General features: G+C 63.1%; 16 protein-coding genes. 5 read left to right on the plus strand and 11 right to left on the minus strand.

Going from position 1 to position 22,234, the window contains the following annotated elements; all coding sequences use genetic code 11:
* Positions 1-78 precede the first annotated feature (78 nt).
* The 4 genes from AB3G88_RS10360 to AB3G88_RS10375 form a co-directional block, all read right to left on the minus strand.
* Positions 79-1,419 carry a c-type cytochrome gene (locus AB3G88_RS10360; RefSeq protein ID WP_480453903.1) on the minus strand — a complete coding sequence of 447 codons (1,341 nt, stop codon included), beginning with the start codon at positions 1,417-1,419 and terminating at the stop codon, positions 79-81.
* Between the two features lie 16 nt (positions 1,420-1,435).
* Positions 1,436-3,661: a xanthine dehydrogenase family protein molybdopterin-binding subunit gene (locus tag AB3G88_RS10365; RefSeq protein ID WP_480453904.1), complete on the minus strand. Its 2,226-nt coding sequence runs from the start codon at positions 3,659-3,661 to the stop codon at positions 1,436-1,438.
* Entirely contained in the window at positions 3,661-4,119 is a 459-nt protein-coding gene (locus AB3G88_RS10370; RefSeq protein ID WP_099584532.1) for a (2Fe-2S)-binding protein, read from the minus strand. The genes AB3G88_RS10365 and AB3G88_RS10370 overlap by 1 nt, the downstream gene beginning before the upstream one ends.
* 539 nt (positions 4,120-4,658) lie before the next feature.
* Positions 4,659-5,558, minus strand: a complete 900-nt coding sequence (locus tag AB3G88_RS10375) for a LysR family transcriptional regulator (RefSeq protein WP_480453905.1) — start codon at positions 5,556-5,558, stop codon at positions 4,659-4,661.
* A gap of 107 nt (positions 5,559-5,665) precedes the next feature.
* On the opposite strand from AB3G88_RS10375, the gene AB3G88_RS10380 reads away from it, so the two are divergent.
* Both AB3G88_RS10380 and AB3G88_RS10385 read left to right on the plus strand, forming a co-directional pair.
* The gene (locus AB3G88_RS10380) at positions 5,666-7,033 is read left to right on the plus strand and encodes an MFS transporter (RefSeq protein ID WP_480453906.1); all 1,368 of its coding nucleotides are present in this window, start codon (positions 5,666-5,668) and stop codon (positions 7,031-7,033) included.
* Positions 7,030-8,304, plus strand: coding sequence for a glucarate dehydratase family protein (locus AB3G88_RS10385; protein WP_191948191.1), 1,275 nt, complete (start codon positions 7,030-7,032; stop codon positions 8,302-8,304). Before AB3G88_RS10380 ends, AB3G88_RS10385 begins: the two co-directional genes overlap by 4 nt.
* Before the next feature lie 48 nt (positions 8,305-8,352).
* On the opposite strand, the gene AB3G88_RS10390 is transcribed toward AB3G88_RS10385, so the two are convergent.
* The 7 genes from AB3G88_RS10390 to AB3G88_RS10420 form a co-directional block, all read right to left on the minus strand.
* Positions 8,353-9,108 (minus strand): ABC transporter ATP-binding protein, encoded by a 756-nt coding sequence (locus AB3G88_RS10390; RefSeq protein ID WP_480453907.1) that lies wholly within the window; start codon positions 9,106-9,108, stop codon positions 8,353-8,355.
* Positions 9,102-10,136 carry a FecCD family ABC transporter permease gene (locus AB3G88_RS10395; RefSeq protein ID WP_158878838.1) on the minus strand — a complete coding sequence of 345 codons (1,035 nt, stop codon included), beginning with the start codon at positions 10,134-10,136 and terminating at the stop codon, positions 9,102-9,104. The genes AB3G88_RS10390 and AB3G88_RS10395 overlap by 7 nt, the downstream gene beginning before the upstream one ends.
* The gene (locus AB3G88_RS10400; RefSeq protein ID WP_480453908.1) at positions 10,133-11,272 is read right to left on the minus strand and encodes an ABC transporter substrate-binding protein; all 1,140 of its coding nucleotides are present in this window, start codon (positions 11,270-11,272) and stop codon (positions 10,133-10,135) included. The genes AB3G88_RS10395 and AB3G88_RS10400 overlap by 4 nt, the downstream gene beginning before the upstream one ends.
* Before the next feature lie 20 nt (positions 11,273-11,292).
* A complete protein-coding gene (locus tag AB3G88_RS10405; protein ID WP_480453910.1) occupies positions 11,293-13,656 on the minus strand; it encodes a TonB-dependent siderophore receptor in 2,364 nt (787 codons plus the stop codon).
* Between the two features lie 101 nt (positions 13,657-13,757).
* Entirely contained in the window at positions 13,758-14,726 is a 969-nt protein-coding gene (locus AB3G88_RS10410; protein WP_480453911.1) for a FecR domain-containing protein, read from the minus strand.
* Entirely contained in the window at positions 14,727-15,242 is a 516-nt protein-coding gene (locus tag AB3G88_RS10415; protein ID WP_099584540.1) for a sigma-70 family RNA polymerase sigma factor, read from the minus strand.
* Between the two features lie 36 nt (positions 15,243-15,278).
* Positions 15,279-16,451 carry an MFS transporter gene (locus tag AB3G88_RS10420; RefSeq protein WP_099584541.1) on the minus strand — a complete coding sequence of 391 codons (1,173 nt, stop codon included), beginning with the start codon at positions 16,449-16,451 and terminating at the stop codon, positions 15,279-15,281.
* Between the two features lie 108 nt (positions 16,452-16,559).
* Here AB3G88_RS10420 and AB3G88_RS10425 point away from each other — a divergent pair, with 108 nt between their 5' ends.
* The 3 genes from AB3G88_RS10425 (at position 16,560) to AB3G88_RS10435 (ending at position 22,232) form a co-directional block, all read left to right on the plus strand.
* Positions 16,560-18,725: a TonB-dependent receptor gene (locus AB3G88_RS10425; protein ID WP_480453914.1), complete on the plus strand. Its 2,166-nt coding sequence runs from the start codon at positions 16,560-16,562 to the stop codon at positions 18,723-18,725.
* A gap of 219 nt (positions 18,726-18,944) precedes the next feature.
* Positions 18,945-20,999: a TonB-dependent receptor gene (locus AB3G88_RS10430; protein WP_480453915.1), complete on the plus strand. Its 2,055-nt coding sequence runs from the start codon at positions 18,945-18,947 to the stop codon at positions 20,997-20,999.
* A 243-nt stretch (positions 21,000-21,242) separates the two neighbouring features.
* On the plus strand, positions 21,243-22,232 hold the full coding sequence (locus AB3G88_RS10435) for a hypothetical protein (RefSeq protein ID WP_480453916.1): 990 nt from the start codon (positions 21,243-21,245) through the stop codon (positions 22,230-22,232).
* The last annotated feature ends 2 nt before the right edge of the window (positions 22,233-22,234 follow it).

Genomic DNA, 22,234 nt, shown 5'->3' on the forward strand with positions numbered 1-22,234 from the left:
GTTTGTGCACATTGCCCTTTATTCCGCGGCATGCTCAGGTTAATGACCACGCCGTGGAAAGGGTCGCAAGAGCGACCTTCAACGCATATGCAAAATAATCGGGCTGCTGCTTGCCGGGTCTGTATGCCCGCGTAGTTTGCCCACCGCCTTGGCGTCCACCGCGCCGCCCTGGTTGCCCCACGTGCCGCGCACAAACGTCAGCACCTCGGCGATTTCCTGGTCGGACAATTGCTCGCGAAACGCCGGCATGCGGTAGGCATCCGGCACGCCAGCGGCGACCACGCGTTGTGCGCCATTGAGGGTGATATTGATCGCTGACGCCGTCTCCTTGACCAAGGCCGAAGTGGCGCCCGCGAGAGGTGGCATCCACTCGGGCTGGCCTTTGCCGTCTGCGCCATGGCACGAGGCGCAGCGGGTGGCGTAGGTGTGGGCGCCGGGGACGTCCTGGCGCACGGCGGCGGTTACGTACTGCCAAGGCGTGCCGTCGCGCTGCGGGTCGCCGGGCAGCGACTTGAGGTAGCGGGCGATGGCGGCCAGGTCGTCGTCGGCCATGAACTGCGTGGAGTTGTTGAACGCTTCGGTCATCGAGCCATAGACCACCGCGTGCTGGTTGCGGCCGGTCTTGAGGAACTGCACGATCTGCGGCTCGCTCCAGCGACCCAAACCGCTGTTGGGGTCCTGGCGCAGGCTGGGTGCGTACCAGCCATCGAGCAGGGCGCCGGCGAGGAACGGCTTGCCGGATTCATCCAAAGCCTTTTCGTTGAACGCCAGGCCACGCGGTGTGTGGCAACTGCCGCAGTGGCCTGGGCCTTGGACGATATAGGCGCCGCGATTCCACAGCGCGTCCTGGTTGGGGTTGGCGGTGTAGGTGGCGGTCGGTGCAAACACGCCGTTCCACAGGGCGATGGGCCAGCGCATGTTCAGCGGCCAGGGAATATCGCTGGGGATATTCGGCTGGTTGGCCGGTTGCACGCCTTTCATGAAAAACGCGTACAGCGCCTGGATATCGTCGTCGCTGAGCTTGGCATACGACGGATAGGGCATGGCCGGGTACAGCCGGCGGCCGCCCGGTGCCACGCCGTGACGCACTGCGCGATCAAAATCGGCCAGGCTGTAAGTGCCGATCCCGTGGGTGCGGTCCGGGGTGATGTTGGTGGCGTGAATCGCTCCCAACGGCGTGGCCATTTCCAGGCCACCGGCGAACGGTGCCTTGCCGGCCAGGCTGTGGCAGGCCACGCAGTCGCTGACGCGGGCGACGTACTCGCCACGACTGACCAGGGCCGGGTCGGCACTGGCTGCCTGTGGCGCTTCAAACGGTGTAGCGGGTTGGCGGCTGACATACCAGGCCAGCAGGCCGGCGGCGACGACGCAGGGCAGCGCGAGCCAGCCTACGGTTCTTGCGAATCGACGGTTGTTCATGGGCGGTCTCGCTCGGTTAGCTGAAGGTGTGTCGGCTTAATGGCAGGCTGCGCACGCGCTGGCCGGTCAATTGCGCCACCGCGTTGACCACGGCCGGCGCCACAGCGGGGAGCGGAGGCTCACCGATGCCGCCCATCTTTTCACCACTCTCGATGATCTTTACATGCACCTGCGCCATGCGGGACGGCGGCAGGATCGGGTAAAGGTCGTAATTGCGCGCCCGTGGCTTGCCGTCCACGTACACCGCTTCCTCCAGTAAGGTTTGCGACAGGCCCAGGGCCACCGCGCCGTTGACCTGCGCCTGGACAATGGCCGGGTTGACGATGCTGCCAGGGTCGATGGCTTCCCAGATGTGGTGCACTTTTACCTGGCCGTGTTCAATCGACACCTCGGCAATCACCGCAGCGTGGGAGCCGAACGGCGAGGCCATGGCCACGCCACGCGCCCGTCGTGTGCCGTCTTCGGCGGTGTAGGGGCCGCGTTTCCAGCCGCCGGACAACTCGCCCACGGCCTTGAGCAAGGTGGTCAGCCGGGGGTTGTCACGCAGCAGATGCAGGCGCAACTCATAGGGGTCGCGCTTGCCCTGGTCCGCCAGTTCATCGAGGAACGCTTCGTAGAAGAAGTCATTCAGCGAGTTACCCACCGAGCGCCAGTAGCCGAGCATGGCCGGGCCTTTGACGTAAATCTGCGCGATGCGTTTGTTGGGGATGGCGTAGCTCTTGCCCGACAAACCTTCGAGGGCGGTGGGGTCGAGTTTTTCGCCCTGTTTGCCGGCGATGGCTTCGCTGGGGCCTTCGGTGGCGCTGACCGCTTCGATGGCGACGGGCAGGCCGTCGGCATCCAGCGCGGCGCGGAACTTGACCACCGCAACCGGGCGCAGCACATCGCGCAGGAACTCTTCTTCACGGCTCCAGATCAGCTTGACCGGACGGCCCACCGCCTTGGCCAGGGCAATGGCCTGCGGGTAAGGGCTGGCCGAGTCATACAGGAAGTGCCGACCGAAAAAACCGCCCAGCAGCGGCGAATGCAGGTTGATCTGCTCGGGCGCCAGGCCGGTGCGCTTGGCGATGTCGGCACGGAACATGTCCGGCGCCTGGTTAGGCAGCCAGATGTCCAGGGTGCCGTCGGGGTTGAAACGCGCCAGGGCTGAAGGCGGCTCCAACTGGGCGTGGTTGACGTACTGGTTGTGGTAGGTGGCCTCGACCTGGGTCTTGGCGTTTTTCAGTGCGCCGGCCACATCGCCTTCGTTTTCGTCGTCACGGGCCGGGCCTTGCTGGGCCGCGAGGAAGTCGCGAAAACCATCGCTGGAAAAGTCAGCGGGCATGGCGCGGACTTTGGAGTCGGCAGTTGGTTCCAGCCAGTCGACCTGGATGGCTTCCACCGCACGCTTGGCATGCCACCAGCGTTCGGCGACGACTGCCACGGCGCCGGGCAGTTGATGCACCGAGTGCACGCCGGGCATGGCTTCGACCTGCGCCTGGTTGCGCAGGCTGCCCGCGGTCATGCCCAGGCGCGGCGCGTGCTGCACGGCGGCGTGGAGCATGTCGTCGACTTTCAGGTCGATGCTGTACAGCGCTTTGCCGGTGGATTTGTCGTAGGCGTCTACACGCTTGACCGGTTTACCGATCCAGCGGAATTGGCTCGGATCGCGCAGGGTGATGCTCGCGGCGTCAGGCACTGGCATGTCCAGGGCGCGGCTGGCCAACTCGCCGTAGCCCAGGGAACGGCCGGATGCAGCGTGAATCACGCGGCCGGGTTGGGTGGTCAGCTCACCCACGGGCACACCGAGTTGCTCGGCACCGGCCTGCAGCAACATGGCGCGGGCGAGGGCACCGAGGCGGCGCATGGTCGGGTAGCTCATGCGCACCGACATGCTGCCGCCGGTGATGCGCATGCCGTTGTCCATCACCACATAGGCTTCGCCGGGTGGCGCGGCTTCGACGATGAAGGTAGCCGGGTCGGCGTCGAGTTCTTCGCCGACAATCTGCGCCATGGCGGTGTGGGTGCCTTGACCGCCTTCCATAAAGGGGCTGAGCAAACGCACAGTGCCGTCCGGGCGAATCTCCAGGAATGCCGGCACCTGCGTACCGCGTTCGGCTGCGGCGCCGGTGGCCGCCTGCACCCGGCCCGAGCCGAGTGGCAGGCCGAAACCGATGACCAACGCACCCACGGCGGTACTCGCCAGGAAGCGCCGACGCGACAGGTTGACAGGCTCACCCGGGATGAATGCTGGCGTATTCATCAGGCAGTCTCCTTCCCGGTGGCCAAGTGATCCATGGCCGCATGGATGGCGTTGTAGGTGCCGCACCGGCACAGGTTGACCATCGCCGCGTCGATCTGCTCCTTGGTGGGTGCGGGCGTGTGCTTGAGCAGCGCGGTGGCGGCCATCACTTGCCCGGACTGGCAATAACCGCATTGCGCGACCTGGTGCTCGACCCATGCGCTGACCACGCGCTTGCCCACGTCATCGGCTTCGATGGCCTCGATGGTAGTGATCTCGCGGCCAACGACCCCGGCCACCGGGGTGACGCACGAACGCACCACGTTGCCGTCCACCAGCACCGAACAGGCGCCGCACTGGGCCAGGCCGCAGCCGTATTTGGTGCCGGTCATGCCCAGATTGTCGCGGATCACCCACAGCAGGGGCGTGTCGGCTTCGGCATCGACCTGATAGGCCTTTTGGTTGATACGTAATTCCATGGCTGGCTCACCTGCTGATCATCGGTTGGTGGTGCTGATTTCTTATAGGAGTGGTGCGACTGCAAGTCGCCCATCGTCGAACTCTAGACCACTGCGCGGGGCGGATCTATGCCATAGCCGTGATGTTCAGAGGATCAGGCAAGGATTCAACAGGATTGGGTGGCTGAGGGGGGTGGAGGCCGGCTTTTCTGTGGTGAACCGATTGTCTGTGGTCGACAGGCTTTCTGTGGTGAACCGATTGTCTGTGGTCAACAGGCTTTCTATGGTCAACAGGCTTTCTGTGGTGAGCGGGCTTTCTGTGGTGAGCGGGCTTTCTGTGGTGAGCGGGCTTGCCCCGCGCTGGGCTGCGCAGCAGCCCCATCAAGAACACCGCATTTCTTCCGGTAAATCTCGGGGGCAGGTTTTGGGGCTGCTGCGCAGCCCAGCGCGGGGCAAGCCCGCTCACCACAAGAGCCAAAGCCAAAGCCAGAGCCAGAGCCAGAGCCAGAGCCAGAGCCAAAGCCAGAGCAAGAGCAACAACAGCCGATGTTCGCCGCTCTTCAGGCCCACCCCTCGCGCACTGCACTGCGAATCCCTTCCAGCAGCATCGCAAACGCCGGGTTGTCGTTGTTTTCGCGCCAGATCAGGTGCAGTTCGCTCTGCGCGCCTTCGCCCAGGTCGATATCGCGAAACACCACGTTCCTGAACACCACGCTGCTGGCGCAACGGGGCACCAGGGCCAGGCCCATGCCGGCGTTGACCAGCGCGAGGATGGTCAGGGAGGAGCCCAGCCATTGCACATAGTCCGGCGCGACACGGGCCGAGCGCAGCAGGCCGGTGAGCAGTTCGTTGAACGGCGGGTAGGCGGCGTGGGCGTACATCAGGAAGGGTTGGGCGTCGAGGTCGTGCACGCTGACCGTCTGCGCCTTGGCCAGCCGATGGCTGCTCGGCACCGCCAGCACGAAGGGCTCGCGCACCAGGCATTCGGTGGCGTAGCCCGGTTCCAGCAGGGGCGCGCGCACGATGCCAAGGTCGATGCGCCGGGCGCGCAGGGCTTCGTACTGCTGGTAGGTGTTCATCTCGGCCAGGTCGATCTTGACGTGGGGCTGCTTGAGCCGCGCTTCGGCGATCACCTTGGGCAGGAACTCATATACCGCGCTGCCGACGAAGCTGATAGTGACCGTGCCGATATCGCCCTCGGCAAAGCGTCGCGCAGTGACGGCCGCTTGCTGGGCCAGCTCCAGCAGGTTCTGCGCTTCGATGAAAAACGCACGGCCCGCTGCGGTGAGGGCGACGCTGCGGGTGGTGCGGGTAAAAAGCTCCACCCCCAGGTGGTGCTCCAGCAATTGGATCTGCCGGCTCAGTGGCGGCTGGGTCATGTTCAGCCGCTCGGCAGCACGACGGAAATTCAGCTCGGTGGCCACGGTGGTGAAGCAGCGCAGTTGCGTCAGCTCGAACATTGATCTAATCCCGGTATCAATCGAATGCCAAGTTAAATTAGACGGGAAGAATCCCCGGCGTCCATGATCCCTGCGTCCCTTAAAAAAACAATGAATGGGAGTTGCCCGTGGATACCCTCCAGAATCCGCCAGACCCGACCGTGCTTGCCCGCGCGGCCGCCAAGGTCAAGCGTCATGTCCTGCCGCTGTTCGTGGTGATGTTCATCGTCAATTACATCGACCGGGTCAATATCGGCTTTGTGCGCAGCCACATGGAGACTGACCTGGGCATTGGCGCGGCCGCCTATGGCTTGGGCGCCGGGTTGTTTTTCATTGGTTACGCGATCTTCGAAGTGCCGTCCAACCTGCTGCTGCAACGTTACGGCGCACGGGCCTGGTTGACGCGCATCATGTTCACCTGGGGCGCGGCGGCGATGGCCATGGCGTTTGTGCAGGGCGAAACCAGCTTCTACATCCTGCGCTTTATCCTCGGTGCCGCCGAAGCCGGGTTTTTCCCGGGGATCATTTATTACTTCACCCAATGGTTGCCGGCCGCCGAACGCGGCAAGGCGATGGCGATTTTCCTCAGTGGCTCGGCCATCGCCTCGGTGATATCCGGGCCGGTGTCAGGGGCGTTGCTCAATGTCAGTGGCCTGAGCCTGCATGGCTGGCAGTGGATGTTCCTGATCGAGGGCTTTGCCTCCATCGTGCTCTGCGGGTTCGTGTGGTTCTGGTTGCAGTCCCATCCCCATCAGGCCAAGTGGCTCAGCGACGAGGAAAAGCACGTATTGGTCGCCGCCATTGCGCTGGAGCAGCAGGCCCGTGAGGCGAGCCAGAGCGTGCGGCCGTCGATGTTCAAGTTGCTCGCCGACAAACAGATTGCGCTGTTCTGCTTCATCTACTTCTCCATCGCCCTGACCATCTACGGCGCCACGTTCTGGCTGCCGAGCATGATCAAGAAAATGGGCAACCTGGGGGACTTTCAGGTAGGGCTGTTCAACTCCATTCCCTGGTTGATTTCCATCGTCGCCATGTACGGTTTTGCGTCCCTGGCCAGCAAGTGGAAGTACCAACAGGCGTGGGTGTCGCTGATGCTGGTGATCGCCGCGTTTGGCATGTTCATGTCCACCACCGGAGGGCCGGTGTTTGCCTTTGTCGCCATCTGTTTTGCGGCGATTGGTTTCAAGGCCGCCTCGGCGTTGTTCTGGCCGATTCCCCAGGGTTACCTGGATGCACGCATCGCCGCGGCGGTGATTGCCTTGATCAATTCGGTGGGCAACCTGGGCGGCTTTGTCGCGCCCACCACCTTCGGTTTGCTGGAGCAGACCACCGGCTCCATCGAGGGCGGCCTGTATGGCTTGGCGGCCACTTCGCTGGTGGCGGCGGTGGTGGTGTTTTTTGCCCGCACCGCGCCTCGGGGCACGGTGCCGCCTGCGTCCAAATCTTCCACTCATCCTCACGCCTTGCGTTCCGGTCCACAGGGAGCCGCCTCTTGAAAATTGTCCGCGTTACCGTCACCCCGATTGCCTTCCGTGACCCGCCACTGCTCAACGCCAGCGGTATTCATGAACCCTTCGCGCTGCGCTCGATCATCGAGATCGAGAGCGACACGGGCTACATCGGCCTGGGGGAAAGCTACGGCGATGCCCCGGCGTTGGCGATCCAGCAGCAGGTGCAGTCACAGCTGATCGGCCTTGACCCGTTCAACCTCAACCAATTGCGCGCCATTGTGCAGGCCACCGTCGCCGCGCATAAACCGGCGAGCCTGGCCGGTGCCGAACTGGCACCGGGCTCCCATGCGAGCAAGGCGGTGAGCAATGCGTATTCGGCGTTCGAGGTGGCGTTTCTCGACCTGCAGGCGCACTCGCTGAATGTGCCGTTGGTGGACCTGCTCGGCGGCGCGATCCGCGATCGGATCCCGTTCAGCGCCTACCTGTTTTTCAAATATGCGCGGCACATCGATTCACCCTACAAACCCGACAGCTGGGGCGAAGCGCTGGATGAGCAACAGATCGTCGCCCAGGCGCGGCGCATGATCGACACCTACGGCTTCAAAAGCATCAAGCTCAAGGCCGGTGCACTGCAACCCGAACATGAAGTGTCCTGCATCAAGGCCCTGAAAAAGGCCTTCCCCGGCGTGCCGCTGCGCATTGACCCGAACGGCAACTGGTCCCTGGAAACCTCGATTCGCATGGCCGAACTGCTCGGCGACGACCTGCAATATTACGAAGACCCGACCCCCGGCCTGGACGGCATGGCCGCGTTGCACAAACGCACCGGCCTGCCCCTGGCGACCAATATGGTGGTCACCGACTTCGACGAATTTCGTCGCAGCGTGGCGCTCGACAGCGTGCAGATCGTGCTCGCCGACCACCACTATTGGGGCGGCCTGCGCGACACCCAGGCACTGGCGAAAATGTGCCAGACCTTTGGCCTGGGCGTGTCGATGCATTCCAACTCGCACCTGGGCATCAGCTTGATGGCCATGGCCCACGTGGCCGCATCGGTGCCCAACCTCGACTATGCCTGCGACACCCATTACCCGTGGCAAGAGCCGGACGAAGAGGTGATCAAGGGCGGCAAACTGCCGATTGTCGACGGCTGCGTAACGATCACCCGCGCGCCGGGCCTGGGCCTGGAATTGGACCATGACCAATTGGGCAAGCTGCATGATCAATACCTGACGTGTGGCATTCGCCAGCGCGACGACGTGAAACAGATGCAGCGCTATCAACCGGATTGGAAAACCGTCAAACCACGTTACTGAAGCGGGTCGCTTCGTTTTGCCCGGTGCTGCGCCACCGGGCTTTTTTATTCACACGATGTCATCGATCAAAATATGCAGCTGACCACGGCTGCAACGCTCGATGCGCGCCTCGACCTTGTACACCGCCCGCAGCATTCCTTCGTTGATCACTTCATGGCTCGGCCCGCTACCTTGGGCAGTGCCGTCGGCAATCACCAGCACCTGGTCGGCAAAGCGCAGGGCCTGGTTGAGGTCGTGCAGGGCGATAAACACGATGACCTCGCGCTGGCGTGCCAGGGCGCGCATGAAGCTCAGCACCTGCACCTGGCGGTGCATATCGAGGGCGCTGGTGGGTTCGTCCATCAGCAGCACCTCGGGTTCGCGCACCAGGGTCTGGGCGATGGACACCAGCTGTTGTTGCCCGCCGCTGAGTTCGCCCAGGTTACGAAAGGCCAGGTCGGTGATGCCGAGGGCGTCGAGCATCTCGTCGACCAGGTGCAGCTCTGCGTCTTGTACCACCCAGCCTGGCGACAGTTGTTTGCGCGCCAGCAGCACCGATTCGTAAACCGTCAACCGGGCGTTGCCATTCAGGCCCTGGGGCATGTAGCTGATGGCCTGGGCGCCTTGTTGCGAGCCCTGCAAAATCACCCGGCCCGGCCCGTCGATCAGCCCGGCGATGCGCTTGAACAGCGTGGATTTGCCCGCAGCGTTGGGGCCGACCACCGCCACCACCTGGCCGCCGGTAAAGGCGGCCGTGGTCACGCCGCTGATGATGTTGCGCTGGCCGTAGCGGGCGCCCAGATGTTCCAGTTGCAGGGTTACCATGAATGTTTCTTCCCGCTCAGGATCAGGGAAATGAAGAACGGTACGCCGATCAGCGAAGTCACCACGCCGATGGGAAAGATCGCGCCCGGAATCAGGGTTTTACTGACCACCGAACTGGCCGACAAAATCAACGCGCCGGTGAGCAGCGAGGCCGGCAGGAAAAAGCGCTGGTCTTCACCAATCAACATCCGCGCGATGTGCGGGCCCACCAGGCCGATAAAGCCGATGGTGCCGACAAACGCCACCGGGAACGCGGCGAGCAGGCTGACCATGATCAGCGTCTGAAAGCGCAGGCTGCGCACGTTAATGCCGAAGCTGGCGGCCTTTTCATCGCCCAGGCGCAGGGCGGTCATGGCCCAGGCGCGCCGGGCGAACACGGGCGCGGTGAGCAGGATGATCAGGCAGATCACTCCAAGCTTGGGCCAGGTGGCTTTGGTCAGGCTGCCCATGGTCCAGAACACCACGGCGGCCACGGCTTGCTCGGTGGCAAAAAACTGCACCAGCGCCAGCAGCGCGTTGAAGGTGAACACCAGCGCAATGCCCAGCAGCACGAGGGTCTCGGCGCTGACCCCGCGGCGCAGGCTGAGGAAATGAATCAGCAAGGCGCAGAGCATCGCCATGATGAACGCATTGACCGGCACCATGTACTGCGCCGCCAACGGAAACAGCGCCACGCCGAACGCCAGGCCCATGGCCGCGCCAAAACTGGCGGCGGCGGACAGGCCCAGGGTGAAGGGGCTGGCCAGCGGGTTGTTGAGGATGGTCTGCATCTGCGCCCCGGCCAGGGATAATGCCGCGCCCACCGCGACGGCCATCAACGCGACGGGCAGGCGGATATCCCACATCACCACGCGCACTTGCGGCGCCGCGCTGTCGGGTGAGAGCAGGGCGCCCATCACTTCACTGAGGCTATAGCGCGCCGGCCCCGACGCCAGGTCGAGCAGCACGCTGCACAGCAATAATACGAACAACGCAGCGAGGATCAGGCGTTTGCGCAGCACCAGGCTGCGGTAGGTCACGGCGCTCATGGCTTGAGGCTCACGGCATAACCGGGTGCGTAAGGCACCGGCAAGAAACGTTCGTGCAGTTCACGAAACGACGCCTCGGGGTCCAGGTCGGCGAACAGGTCCGGGTGAAACCACTTGGCCAATTGCTGAATCGCCACGAACTGGTAAGGGCTGTTGTAGAACTGATGCCAGATGGCGTGGAAGGCCTGGGTTTGCTGGGCCTTGATGCCGGCATACGCCGGGCGTTGGGTGTACCACGAAAGTTTGCGTCGCGCCTGGGCCATGTCCGCGCCGGGGCCTACGCCGACCCAATGCCCGCCTGGGGCGAAAGCCTCCCAGTTGGCGCTGGTGACCACCACCTGGTCGGGGTTGGCCACGATCACCTGCTCGGGGTTCAATTGGCCGAAGGTGCTTGGGATGATGCCTTTGGCGATGTTGTTGCCGCCGGCCATCTCTACGAATAGACCGAAGTTTTCATTGCCGAAACTCAGGCAGCAATCGTCGGTGTAGCCGCCGATCCGCTCGATGAACACCGTCGGCCGCGCCGGTTGTTGCGCCGCAATCACGTCGGTGACGCGGCGGATCTGCTGGTTGCGAAACGCAATAAAATCCTCGGCCCGCTGCTCCTTGCCGAACAATTGGCCGAACAGGCGCATGGTCGGTTCGGTGTTGGTCATCGGCTGGTTGCGAAAATCCACGTACACCACCGGGATGCCCAGGGCGCCGAGCTTCTCGATATAGCGCGCATCTTCAGTGGCATGTTGCGCCTCGATATTGAGGATGATCACATCGGGGCGCTGTGAAATGGCTTGCTCAATGTCGAAGGTGCCGTCCTCAAAGCCGCCGAAGGTGGGAATGTTGGCGATCCCGGGAAATTTACGCAGGTAGGCGTTGTAGGTGTCCGGGTCGGACTGGATCAGGTCCTTGCGCCAGCCGACGATGCGTTCGATGGGGTTTTGCGTGTCCAGTGCGGCCAGCAGGTACAGCTGGCGGCCTTCGCCGAGAATCACCCGCTGCACCGGCAGGTTTACCTGGACCTTGCGTCCCAGCAGATCGGTGACGGTGGTCGGCGCCGCCATTGTGGCGCTGGCCAACCCCAGCATGCCGATAAAGAGCAGCGCCGCAAAAACCTGGCAGCGTCGAACAATGGAAACCATGAATTAAGCCCTTGCAGGTGTCAGAAATCGACCGTGGCCGAGAGGAGGAGTGTGCGCGGCGAGCCTTGGGAAAACGCACCGTAGGAGGCGACCCCCGACCAGTACTCGCGGTCGAACAGATTCTGCACCGTGGCGCGGAACGTGGTCGGCCGCTCGGCGATGCGCGTGCTGTAGCGCGCGCCGAAATCAAAGCGCGTCCAGGGATCGAGCTGCTGGGTGTTGGCCTGGTTGACGTACTGGCTGGCGGTGTAGATCGCGCCGCTGGTCAGCGTCAGGCCTTCGAGCCACGGGGTGTCCCATTCGGCCCAGAGGTTGGCTTGCACCTCGGGCACGCCCACCGGGGTATTGCCCTGGTGGGCGGCGACGCTGGTCTTGATCAACTGCGCATCCAGCAGGGTCACGCCACCGAGCAGGCGTGTGCCTGGGGCGACCTCACCGAACACACTCAGCTCCAGGCCACGGTTGCGCTGCTCGCCCTGCACGGAGAACGTCCCCGAGGCCAGTTCGCCGCTGGGCTTCTGGATCTGGAACAGGGCAAGGGTCGACATGAAGGTGCCGTAGTCGAGCTTGACCCCGATCTCATGCTGTTTTGAAACATAGGGTGCAAAGACTTCGCCGGCATTCGCCGCGTTGGACGGTGCCACGTCACCCTTGCTCAGGCCTTCGAGGTAGTTGTAGTAGAACGCCACATGCTCCCACGGCTTGAGCACCGCGCCGAACAGCGGGGTGGTCTTGCCGTCGTCATAGGCCGTCGTCACGGCGCCGGCGCTGTTGTAGTTGTTGGATTGGATGCGCTGTTGGCGCAGGCCCACGGTGACCTGGACGCGCTCATCGAGCACCGACAGGGTGTCGGCGATGGCCACGCCGGACAATTCGCTGGCAGAGACTTTGGGCGCATCGGGCTTGGCGATCGAGGGTTCGGGACGGTCGGTCGGGTGGTAGATATTCGACAGCACCGGTGGCCCGGAAATAATCCCGCGTGACAGTTGATCGCGGTAACGGCTGGTCTGCACGGTGCCGTTGTGGCTGATGGGGCCTGTGTCGAAGTGCAGGCGTGCGCCTATGTCGACGGTGTAGCGTTGCACTTCGAAGCGGTAGTAGCCGGGGGTTGACGAGGTGTCCCCGGCGGTATTGACGATTTTCGGTGTCTGGTCGGACATGCGCGCGACCGCCGACTGACCGCCACCGGCGTGGGCGAATACGCTCAGGTTGTCGTTGAGGTCGTATTCAGCGCTGAGCAAGGCGGACTTATCGCGGGTTCTTGACCAGCCCCAATCCTGGCTCACGTTGGTACGGCCATTCGCGGCAGAGGGGATGGCCACGCCGGGTTCGATCAGGAACGGCCGCGACGCAGCGTCAAATGCTTCTTCCTGGGAGATCAGGTCCAGGCTGGTGCGCAGGTGTTCGCCCTGATAGTCCAGGGACAGGGCGCCCAGGCCGACTTCGCGCGATTGCTCGTCGATCACCGTGTCGCCGCGCTGCACGCTGCCATTGAGGCGCACACCAAAGCGGCGCTCTTCACCGAAGCGTCGGCTGATATCCAAGTGATTACCGAACTGGGCATCCTGGGCATAACTGGCGGTGTAGCGGGTCAGGTCTTCGTCCAGAGAGCGCTTGGGCACCACGTTGATCACGCCGCCCACGGCACTGTTGGGCGACATGCCGTACAGCAGCGCGCCGGGGCCCTTGACCACTTCGATACGCTCGGCGTATTCGGTGAAGACGCGGTAGTTGGACGCCACACCGTAGACGCCGTCGAACGCCAGCTCGCCGAGATTGCCTTCGCCCACCGGGAAACCACGGATAAAAAACGAGTCGACAATCCCGCCGGTCTGCCCGGTTGAGCGCACCGAGGAGTCACGCTCCAGCACATCGCCCACGGTGGTTGCCTGTTGGTCCTTGATCAGCGCTGCGCTGTAGGTGCTGACGCTGAACGGCGCATCCATCACGTCGGTATTGCCCAGCATGCCCAGGCGTCCGCCCGTGGCCACCTGGCCGCCGGAGTACAGGGGCGGCAGGCTGCTGGCGCGTTGTTCGGCGGCACTGACCGTGGTGTCCGACAGCGTGATCCGGCGCAGCACCAGGGTGTAGCTGCCATCGCTGCGCAGCGCCATTTCCAGGCCGCTCCCGGCCAACAGCCGTGTAGCGGCTTGCTGGGTAGAGTAGGTGCCAGACAGGCCAGGGCTGGTCAGGCCTTCGGTGAGCGCCGGGAGGAACGACAGGGCAATGCCGGCGTCCACGGCAAAACTCGACAGCGTGGCGCCAAGTGGGCCCGGGGCAATGTGGTAGGCGCGCACCGCCACCGTATCCAGCTGCACTGGCACGGCCGCGAGGGCGGTGCTGGCCAGGGCCAGGCTGAGCAGCGCGCTGCGAATTACAAGCATGGAGGGCGGCCCTATGGACGGGAGGTAAAAGGGGTCTGTGTGTTTGCCAGCCGAGATCGGAAAAAGTATCAGCCGCCGCGGGTTTTATTTTTCGCGGCTGCTCAGGCCGGCGAAAGGGTGACCCAATACCCGTTCAAATGACCGTTGGCGAGCACCGGATAGGTCTGCACCAACATGTTCAAGGTGCGCTGGGTGTCGCTGATGGGGAACGCGCCGGAGATGCGCAGGTCGGCAATCGCCGGGTCGTAGCGCACGAAACCGTGGCGATAGCGCGTCAGTTCCGCGACGAAGTCCGCCAGGCGCATGTTGTCGGCCATCAGCATGCCTTGGGTCCAGGCGCCGACATTGCGGTCGGTGGCGGTGAGCGCGCCGAACTGTTGCGCGGAAAACTCCGTGCGTTGCCCGGCGTTGACGATCATCGGAGCGGTCTGGCGGTTGTCGGCCAGCACGACCTGGACGGCACCTTCGAGCACGGCCAGGTGCGTGCGCGCGCTCAGTTCGCGCACGGTAAACCGCGTGCCCAGCGCCTGCATGCGGCCTTGGCGGGTGCTGACCAGAAACGGGCGGGACGCGTCCTGTGCCGTCTGCACCAGGATTTCACCTTCGCGCAGGTGCACCCGGCGCTGCTGGCTGTCGAACCGCACATCGATAGCGGTAGCGGTGTTGAGGGTGATATGTGAGCCATCGGCCAGGGTCAGCTCGCGGCGCTCGCCGACGCGGGTGCGGTAGTCGGCGGTCCATTGCTGGGATTGGGCGAGTTTCCAGCTGCCCCAGCCCACCGGCATCAACGCCAGCAACAGCGCGAGTTTGCCCAGGGCGGCGCGGCGTTCCGGGTGGCTTGGGCGATCCAATGCCGACATCGCCAGGGACGGCGGCAGGCCACCGAGCTTGCTTTGCAGCAATTGCGCCCGCGCCCAGGCGCGATCACGCTCGGGGGTGCTGACCTTCCAGCGTTGCCACTCGGCGCGTTCGCTGTCGCTGAGGTTGTTTTCGCTCAGGCGCATCAGCCATTCGGCGGCTTCTTCAAGGACTTCCGTGGGCAGCGGTGGCTCTTTGCGCAGGCTGAGCATTCATTCCACCAGCATCAGGCATTGCACGAACGCCTGCTTCATGTAGCGCTTGACGGTAATCAGCGACACGCCCAGTTGCTCGGCGATGGTGTCGTACTTGAGGCCGTTGAGTTGTGACAGCAGGAACGCCCGCTTCACCAGCGGTGGCAGCGAGTCGAGCATTGCGTCGATTTCGTGCAGGGTCTCCATGACCATGAAATGGGCTTGCGGCGAGGGCGCTTCCTGCTGCGGTACGAGGGCGAGCGCCTCCAGATAGGCGCGTTCGAGGGCCTTGCGCTGGTACCAATTGACCAGGATGCCCTTGGCCACGCAGGTCAGGTAGGCCCGTGGCTGGTCGATGACCGTGACCTGGGAGGCCAGGATGCGGGTGAAGGTGTCCTGGGCCAGATCCGCCGCGTCCATGGCGTTGCCGAGTTTGCGTTTGAGCGTGGCATACAGCCAGCCGTGATGCCCGCTGTACAGGGCTTCGATTGCGCGCAGGTGATTGTTGTTATCGGCGGGAAGGCTTTCGCTCATGGCGCGCAACCGTGCAATTGAGAAGTATTCCCAATGCTAAGGGGAAACCTGCCGTGAGCGCAACGCGAGAATCGCAATCAACGCCGCGGCGTAGGCCAGGCACACATACAGGTAGGTGTACGCCAAGCCATAGGCCTGGCTGAGCAGGCCGCCGGCCGCTATTCCGGCAATCGAGGCGAACTGCGCGGTGCCTTGGGCGATTCCCAGTACGTGGCCCTGTTGTGCGCTGTCGGCAGTCTTTGAAATCAAGGCCATCAGCACCGGCGTGGTGGCGCCCAGCAGCACGCCCCACAGGAAGTAGCCGATGACAAACACCAGCGGGTTGCGGGTGAGGCCGGCCGCTGCAGTCAGCACAATGCAACCGATTACGACCCAGGTGAGGCGCCGCAAGGTGTCGGCCTGAGTCCGGCCTTCGAAGTGGCGCGCCCACGCCGTCGCCGACAGGATGAACCCCAGTGCCAGCAAGCCGTAGCACAGCCCGACCAGGGCGTTGCTGAGCGTGAACGTTGTGCTCACGTACAGCGCGAATGAGGTCTGCGGCAGCATCCGCGCCAAGAGCAGAATGCCCATCACCGTCAGCAACGGCAGCAGGGCAGATGCCTGCCAGGCATCGCTCTTTGGCGCGGGCGCGGATTTTTTCACCGGCGGCACATCCGGCAAGGTCACCGCTGCGATCAGCGTGCATACCGCGCAGAGCGCTGCGGCGCTGAGGTTGATCCAGAAGAACGTCGCGTGATCGAGGATCAAGCCACCGACCACCGCGCCCAATAGTGAGCCGACGTTAGTGGAAATCTGCAGGATCGCGAACAGCCGCGCCCGCCGCGCAGGCACCTCGATGCTCACTCCGTAGGCTTGGGCCGGGGCGATATACCCGGCAAACGCACCCTGCAAAAAGCGCAGGATCAGGATTGCCCACAGGTCGCTGAACAGCGCGAGGCCCAACTGGGTCAGGGTCAGTCCAGCCAGCGCGCGGATCATCATCAGCTTGTGGCCATAACGATCGCCGATGCGACCCCAGAATGCGCTGGTCAGCAGGATGCCAAGCATCGGGCCCACGTACACCGCGACGCTGGCGAAGCTGAACAGGCTGTCGGAGGTAGTCAACCCGCGCAGGTGCACGGGCCAGAACGGCCCGCTCATTTCCATGGCGCCCATGGACACAAGCTGGATCGCGAACAGCAGGGCTATCAGGACGCGGGTCGGTGGCATGCATCACTCTCAGTGTTCAAAAAAATGCGCAGGGGCTGATACTTTTTCGCGCGTCGGCTGGCATCAGGAGTAATTCTCATTTTCTCTCGATCAAAGGACCCCGACGCCATGCTTGTTGCCAGCCGGTTAACCCTCGCCATTCGTACCGCCCTGATTGTCGCCGCTGCCAGCGGCAACGCCTGGGCCGCCACCGCCGGCTCGACTGACGACAGCGCGCAGAGCCTGACCCTTGACGCGACCAACGTCAACGCCCGCTACAGCGGCCCCACCGACTTGCCTGAGGTGCTCGCCGGTGGCCAGGTGGCCCGTGGCGCACGCCTGGGCATGCTGGGCAACAAGGATGTGATGGACACGCCATTCAGCGTCACCAGCTACACCGCCAAGACCCTCGCCGACCTGCAGACCGTGACCGTGGCCGACGCCCTGGAACGCGATCCGTCGGTGCGCTCGACCGGGCAAACCGGCGGGATTGTCGACTCGTTCTTCGTGCGCGGCTTTGCCATTGGTGAGGGCAATCTGGGCGAGCTGGCCTATGACGGCGTGTATGGCGTGGCGCCCAACTATCGGGCGTTTACCGAGTACGCCGAACGCGTCGAAGTGCTCAAGGGGCCGGGTGCGCTGATGTACGGCATCTCGCCCAACAGCGGCGTCGGCGGGGTGATCAACATTGTGCCCAAGCGCCCGCTGGATCAAGACCTGACGCGCTTCACCGGCAGCTACGCCTCCGATACCCAAGTGGGCGGCCATCTCGATATCAGCCGGCGTTTCGGTGAGGAAAACCAGTTTGGCCTGCGCTTCAACGGCAGCCTCCAGGGCGGCGACACCGCCGTCGACGACCAGCACCGCGACGTCGGCATCGGCGCCATCGCCCTGGATTATCGCGGCGAACGGCTGCGCCTGAACCTTGACTACATCAGCCAGAAAGAAAGCTGGGAGGGCGCCTCGCGGCCGTTCACCATCGCGCCCGGCGTGGACGTGCCCTCTGCGCCGAACGGTCGCACCAGCCTGCCGCAGAAGTGGGGTTGGTCAGACACCAAGGAGCAGTCGGTGTTGCTCGGCGGCGAATATGACCTGAATGACTCGCTCACCGTGTTCGCCCATGCCGGTGGTGGCCGCTCGGATGTGAAGCGCATGTCCGACCAGGTGCCGCGTATCCTCAACGACGCCGGTGACACCGAAAACATTCCGGGCTATTACAAATTCAACGTCGACCGCTCCACCGCCGACGTCGGCCTGCGCGCGCTGTTCGCCACCGGCCCGGTGACCCACACCACCACGTTGATGGCGACCCGTTACCAGGACGAGCTGTCCAGGGGCATCAACAACGGCACGATCATTCGCTCGAACATCTACCATCCGGTGGACAGGCCCGAGCAAACCATCAATACGCCCAAGGTGCTGCGCATTTCCGAATCCGAGCTGTCTGGCGTAGCGCTGACCGATACCCTGGGCGTTCTGGATGACCGTGTCCAACTGACACTGGGCCTGCGTCGCCAGGCCATTGAGTCGCGCAACTACAACGCCGCAGGCGCGGTCAGTTCCCGCTACAAGGACAACGCCACCACGCCCTTGGTGGGTGTGGTGGTCAAGCCTTGGGACGACGTGTCGCTCTACTACAACTACGTCGAAGGCCTGAGCAAGGGCGATATCGCGCCCGGCACGGCGAGCAACGCGGGTGAAACCTTTGCGCCGTATGAATCCAGGCAACACGAGCTGGGCGTGAAGTACGAACACGGCACCTTCATGACCAGCGTGGCGTTGTTCCAGATCGAAAAGCCCAGCGGTGAATTGGGGGCCAACGGTGTGTATTCAGTGCAGGCCGAACAGCGCAACCGTGGCGTCGAGCTGAGTGTTTACGGTGAAGTGGCGCCGGGTACCCGTCTGATGGGCGGCGTGACCTTTCTCGATGGCGAGCTGACAAAATCCGCCACGGCGGCCAACCAGGGCAACAAACCGGTCGGCGTGCCGCAGATCCAGGCCAACCTGTGGGCCGAGTACGACACGCCGTGGCTGGAAGGCTTTACCCTCACCGGCGGGGCGATCTACACCGACAGCCAATACGTCAACCAGGCCAACACCCAGGCGCTGGATTCCTGGACGCGCATTGATGCCGGCGCGCGCTATGCGACGAAGATAGAAGGGCGGCCGACCACGTTCCGCGCCACGGTGCAGAACGTGTTCGACCGTGAGTATTGGTCTGGCGTGGCGTCGTATGGCGCGTTTTCGCCGGGTTATCCGCGTACGTTGCAGGTGTCGGCCACGGTGGATTTCTAGGGCGGCGTAAAGGGCGTGTCGGGGCCGCCTTTCAGCGGGCGGTCAGCGTTACGCTAATGTATTCAAGCTGATACGTGAATGCGTAGTTATCTCAAATGAGATCACTTATCAATTATGTTCACTTTGGAATTCTTATCCCTTAGAATCCGCCCCGCTGGCGTTTGGCTGCCTTCAGCCCGCCGCAAAAAACAATAACGATGGATGGCAGGGGAGCAGGGTGTGAATTTCAAACAGAACACAATTGCGTTGGCGGTCGGGTCGGTGTGCTTGGCTGGCGGTGCCTGGGCGGCTGAGCCGAACACAATGGAAATCGCCCCGATCACAGTGAGCGGCGAGAAAATCAACCGCTCCCTTGAACAGACCCAATCCAGCGTCGTGGTGGTGACCGAGCAACAACTGCGGGACAAGGCCGACCACAGCCTGGTCGACGTGTTTGCGCGCACGCCGGGTGTGTACAGCCAGGCCGGCAACGAAAACTGGGGTATTCGCGGTGTACCGGTATCCGGTTTCGACGACCAGGGCCCGGCCACCCTCAACGGTGCCGTTTCGGTGTATGTCGATGGCGCGGTGCAGCCCAACCGTACCCTGACCTTGAGCCCGACCGGCTTGTGGGATGTGGAACAGGTCGAAGTCTTCCTCGGCCCGCAATCCACCACCCAGGGGCGTAACTCCCTGGCTGGCGCCGTGGTGATCCAAACGCGCAACCCGACGTTCCAGCCGACCTTCTCGGCGCAAACCAACGTGGGCAACTACGGTGAAAAAGGCGCAGCGGTGGCCGGCGGTGGCAGCATCGTCGATGACAAGATCGCCGGGCGTATCGCCTTGGATTATCAGGACGGCGATGGCTACATCGACAACATCGCCCTCGGTAAAGACGCCAACCCGCACCGCACCAGCAATGCTCGCGGAAAGCTGTTGATCCTGCCCAGCGACGATGTCGACGTCCTGCTCACCTACGCCCACAACGAGCACCGCCAGGGTGACAACTCGGTCACCCGCACCCCGGACAAGGTCCGCTACTACAAGGTTTCCTCCGATACCCAGGCGTTCGACAACCTCAACCAGGACACCGTCAGCGCCAAGGTTGACTACCGCCTCGATGACCAATGGTCGCTGACCAGCCTGACCACCAACACCCGGTCCGACTATACCAACCGCCTGGACTTCGACCAGACCGCCGACGCCAATGAAGTCATCCGACGCCAGCAGGATGGCAACCTGTTCGGCCAGGAGTTGCGCCTGAACTACAACTCGGACACGGTGAAGAGTTTCGTCGGCGCCTATTACGGCCACAACTCCAACAACTTCCACGACCGACTGCTGTTCGATAACGTGCTGGCGGTCACGGTCAAAGGCGACACGGTCATCGAAAACAAGGCGCTGTTCGGTGAGGTCGACTGGACCTTCGCCCCGCGCTGGACCCTGGTCACCGGCCTGCGCTACGACCACGAAACCAACGACACCGACATCAAGCAGGACGACCTGTCAGAGGCCGCCAAGGTCAAGAAATCGTTCGCGGCCGTACTGCCAAAACTGGGCATCAACTACGAACTCGCCACCGGCCAGTACTTGGGCTTCATGGTGCAGAAAGGTTATCGCGGCGGCGGCGTGAACGTGCGCTCCGGCAGCGGTCACGAGGCGTATGACCCGGAATACACCACCAACTATGAGCTGTCGTACCGCGGTTCATTCCTCGAAGATACCCTGCGCGCCCGCGCCAACCTGTATTACACCGACTGGAAAGACCAGCAGGTCAGCGTGCGCCAAGCCGGCAGCAACATTATCAACGTGTACAACGCCGGTCGCAGTGATATCAAGGGCCTGGAAGTGTTCATCGAGAAAGACCTCAGCGAGCAACTGACGCTGACCGTCGGCGGCGCCATCACCGATGGCAAGTACAAGGATTTTGTCGTCGGCAATGGCCAGGACCGCAGCGGCGAGGCGTTCTACTACTCGCCCAAGTACAAGGCCTCGGTGGGCGGCATCTATCGCCTCAACGACCGCCTGACCTTCAACACTGATGTGACGTACCAGAGCAGTGCACCTTCCGCCTACGAATTCGATGCAGCGGGCAAGGTCAACGGCGAGCGCAGGAGCGACAACTACGTGCTGGCGAACTTCAGCAGCGAATTCAAAGTCACCAAGAACGTAGCCGTGTCGGGCTTCGTGAAAAACGCCTTCGACAAGCGCTACGTCACCAACAACCGCGATGACGAAATCATCGACGCCGGCGCGCCGCGCACCTTCGGTATGGCGCTGCGTTACGACCTGTAGGCGGCACCGTGTTCACTGCTTGCGCGTGACCGGTTTCGCGCAGTCGCAAAGTAGCTTGGCGGCACTGCCCGAATGATCGGGCAGTTGTCCGCTAAGCCCCAAGTGCGGCATTTCCGTAGGTGACTCGTTCCTGCGATGTAGGCAACTTCCCAAATGTAATTCAGACCCTCTGGGCTTGTGTCCGGGGAGCATTCGCTTGCTTATATTTCGACGCCATCTTCATTGCATCCAGGGATGTAAAGCATGGCGCAGGGCTATATCAACGACCGCACCACGGACTATCACAGCCTGAAATCCCGCTTGATGGGCGGCGGCATAAGCCGGGAACGTTCGGCCCATTTCGATGTGTTGAATCATCATCTGCGCCATGGGCTGGTGACGCCTGGGCAGTTGATCGTCATTCCCGATGCTTACAGCGTCACCTGTTCGCTGGAGGAAGCCTGGTTGGTGCGTCAGGCTGAGACGATTCGCCGAGAACTGGAGAGTGCTGCCGGAACCCGGGTGGTCAATGACTATGACTTGCTGCAGAGCCTTCTGGGCTACAGCTCGTTGGGGATAGGCAGCGCCACATCGGCGTGGTCGCGGCATCTGAACGAGGTGGTGCATACCCTGGAGGAGATCGAGCGATTGCATCAGCGTTTGCGGGACGGCGGCCTGGACCGGCAAGCGTTTTTTCGCCAGCGCCAGGTGCTGTTTGGGCTGCTGGAAACGCAGTTGCAGGGCGCTGCACGATTTGGCACGGGGTTGCGGGGCAATCAGGCGTTGAAGACGGTGCTCGGGATTTCAACCAAAAGCTATTTGCGCAAGGGCGAGATCGCCGGGTATGCGCAGCGGATGCGGGCGATTGCGCAGACGTCGAAGTGGTTGGGGAAGGGGACGTATGTGGGGTTGGCGCTGGATGTGGGCGTGGCAGGTTTGGAGATCAAGGAGGCGTGTGTGGACGGACGGGAGATGCAGTGTCGGCGGGCGAAATATGTGGAGTCGGGGAAGTTGGTGGGCGGTGTGGCGGGCTCTTATTGGGGCGGGCCGCTCGGTGCAAAATTAGCCCGTCGCGCCTGTACGCTCTTTTTGGGCGTTGCCGCTAAAGGAAACGGTGAGCTGGCTTGTGCTGTTATTGGCGGTGCTGCGGGAGGGTATGTAGGGGGCGATGTAGTTGGCGCTCGCGGTTCGTTTCTTGGCGGCCAAATCCTAGAGATCGACGGTGATTTGATCTTTCAACCAGAAGGCGCCTAATC

The organism is Pseudomonas arvensis (genome assembly GCF_056688935.1).

Bases quoted from the DNA above. Each gene is read 5' to 3' on its own strand.
- AB3G88_RS10375 (WP_480453905.1), bottom strand. From the start codon at position 5,558: ATGTTCGAGCTGACGCAACTGCGCTGCTTCACCACCGTGGCCACCGAG.
- AB3G88_RS10370 (WP_099584532.1), bottom strand. From the start codon at position 4,119: ATGGAATTACGTATCAACCAAAAGGCCTATCAGGTCGATGCCGAAGCC.
- AB3G88_RS10365 (WP_480453904.1), bottom strand. From the start codon at position 3,661: ATGAATACGCCAGCATTCATCCCGGGTGAGCCTGTCAACCTGTCGCGT.
- AB3G88_RS10425 (WP_480453914.1), top strand. From the start codon at position 16,560: ATGCTTGTTGCCAGCCGGTTAACCCTCGCCATTCGTACCGCCCTGATT.
- AB3G88_RS10420 (WP_099584541.1), bottom strand. From the start codon at position 16,451: ATGCCACCGACCCGCGTCCTGATAGCCCTGCTGTTCGCGATCCAGCTT.
- AB3G88_RS10400 (WP_480453908.1), bottom strand. From the start codon at position 11,272: ATGGTTTCCATTGTTCGACGCTGCCAGGTTTTTGCGGCGCTGCTCTTT.
- AB3G88_RS10410 (WP_480453911.1), bottom strand. From the start codon at position 14,726: ATGCTCAGCCTGCGCAAAGAGCCACCGCTGCCCACGGAAGTCCTTGAA.
- AB3G88_RS10435 (WP_480453916.1), top strand. From the start codon at position 21,243: ATGGCGCAGGGCTATATCAACGACCGCACCACGGACTATCACAGCCTG.
- AB3G88_RS10360 (WP_480453903.1), bottom strand. From the start codon at position 1,419: ATGAACAACCGTCGATTCGCAAGAACCGTAGGCTGGCTCGCGCTGCCC.
- AB3G88_RS10390 (WP_480453907.1), bottom strand. From the start codon at position 9,108: ATGGTAACCCTGCAACTGGAACATCTGGGCGCCCGCTACGGCCAGCGC.
- AB3G88_RS10395 (WP_158878838.1), bottom strand. From the start codon at position 10,136: ATGAGCGCCGTGACCTACCGCAGCCTGGTGCTGCGCAAACGCCTGATC.
- AB3G88_RS10405 (WP_480453910.1), bottom strand. From the start codon at position 13,656: ATGCTTGTAATTCGCAGCGCGCTGCTCAGCCTGGCCCTGGCCAGCACC.
- AB3G88_RS10415 (WP_099584540.1), bottom strand. From the start codon at position 15,242: ATGAGCGAAAGCCTTCCCGCCGATAACAACAATCACCTGCGCGCAATC.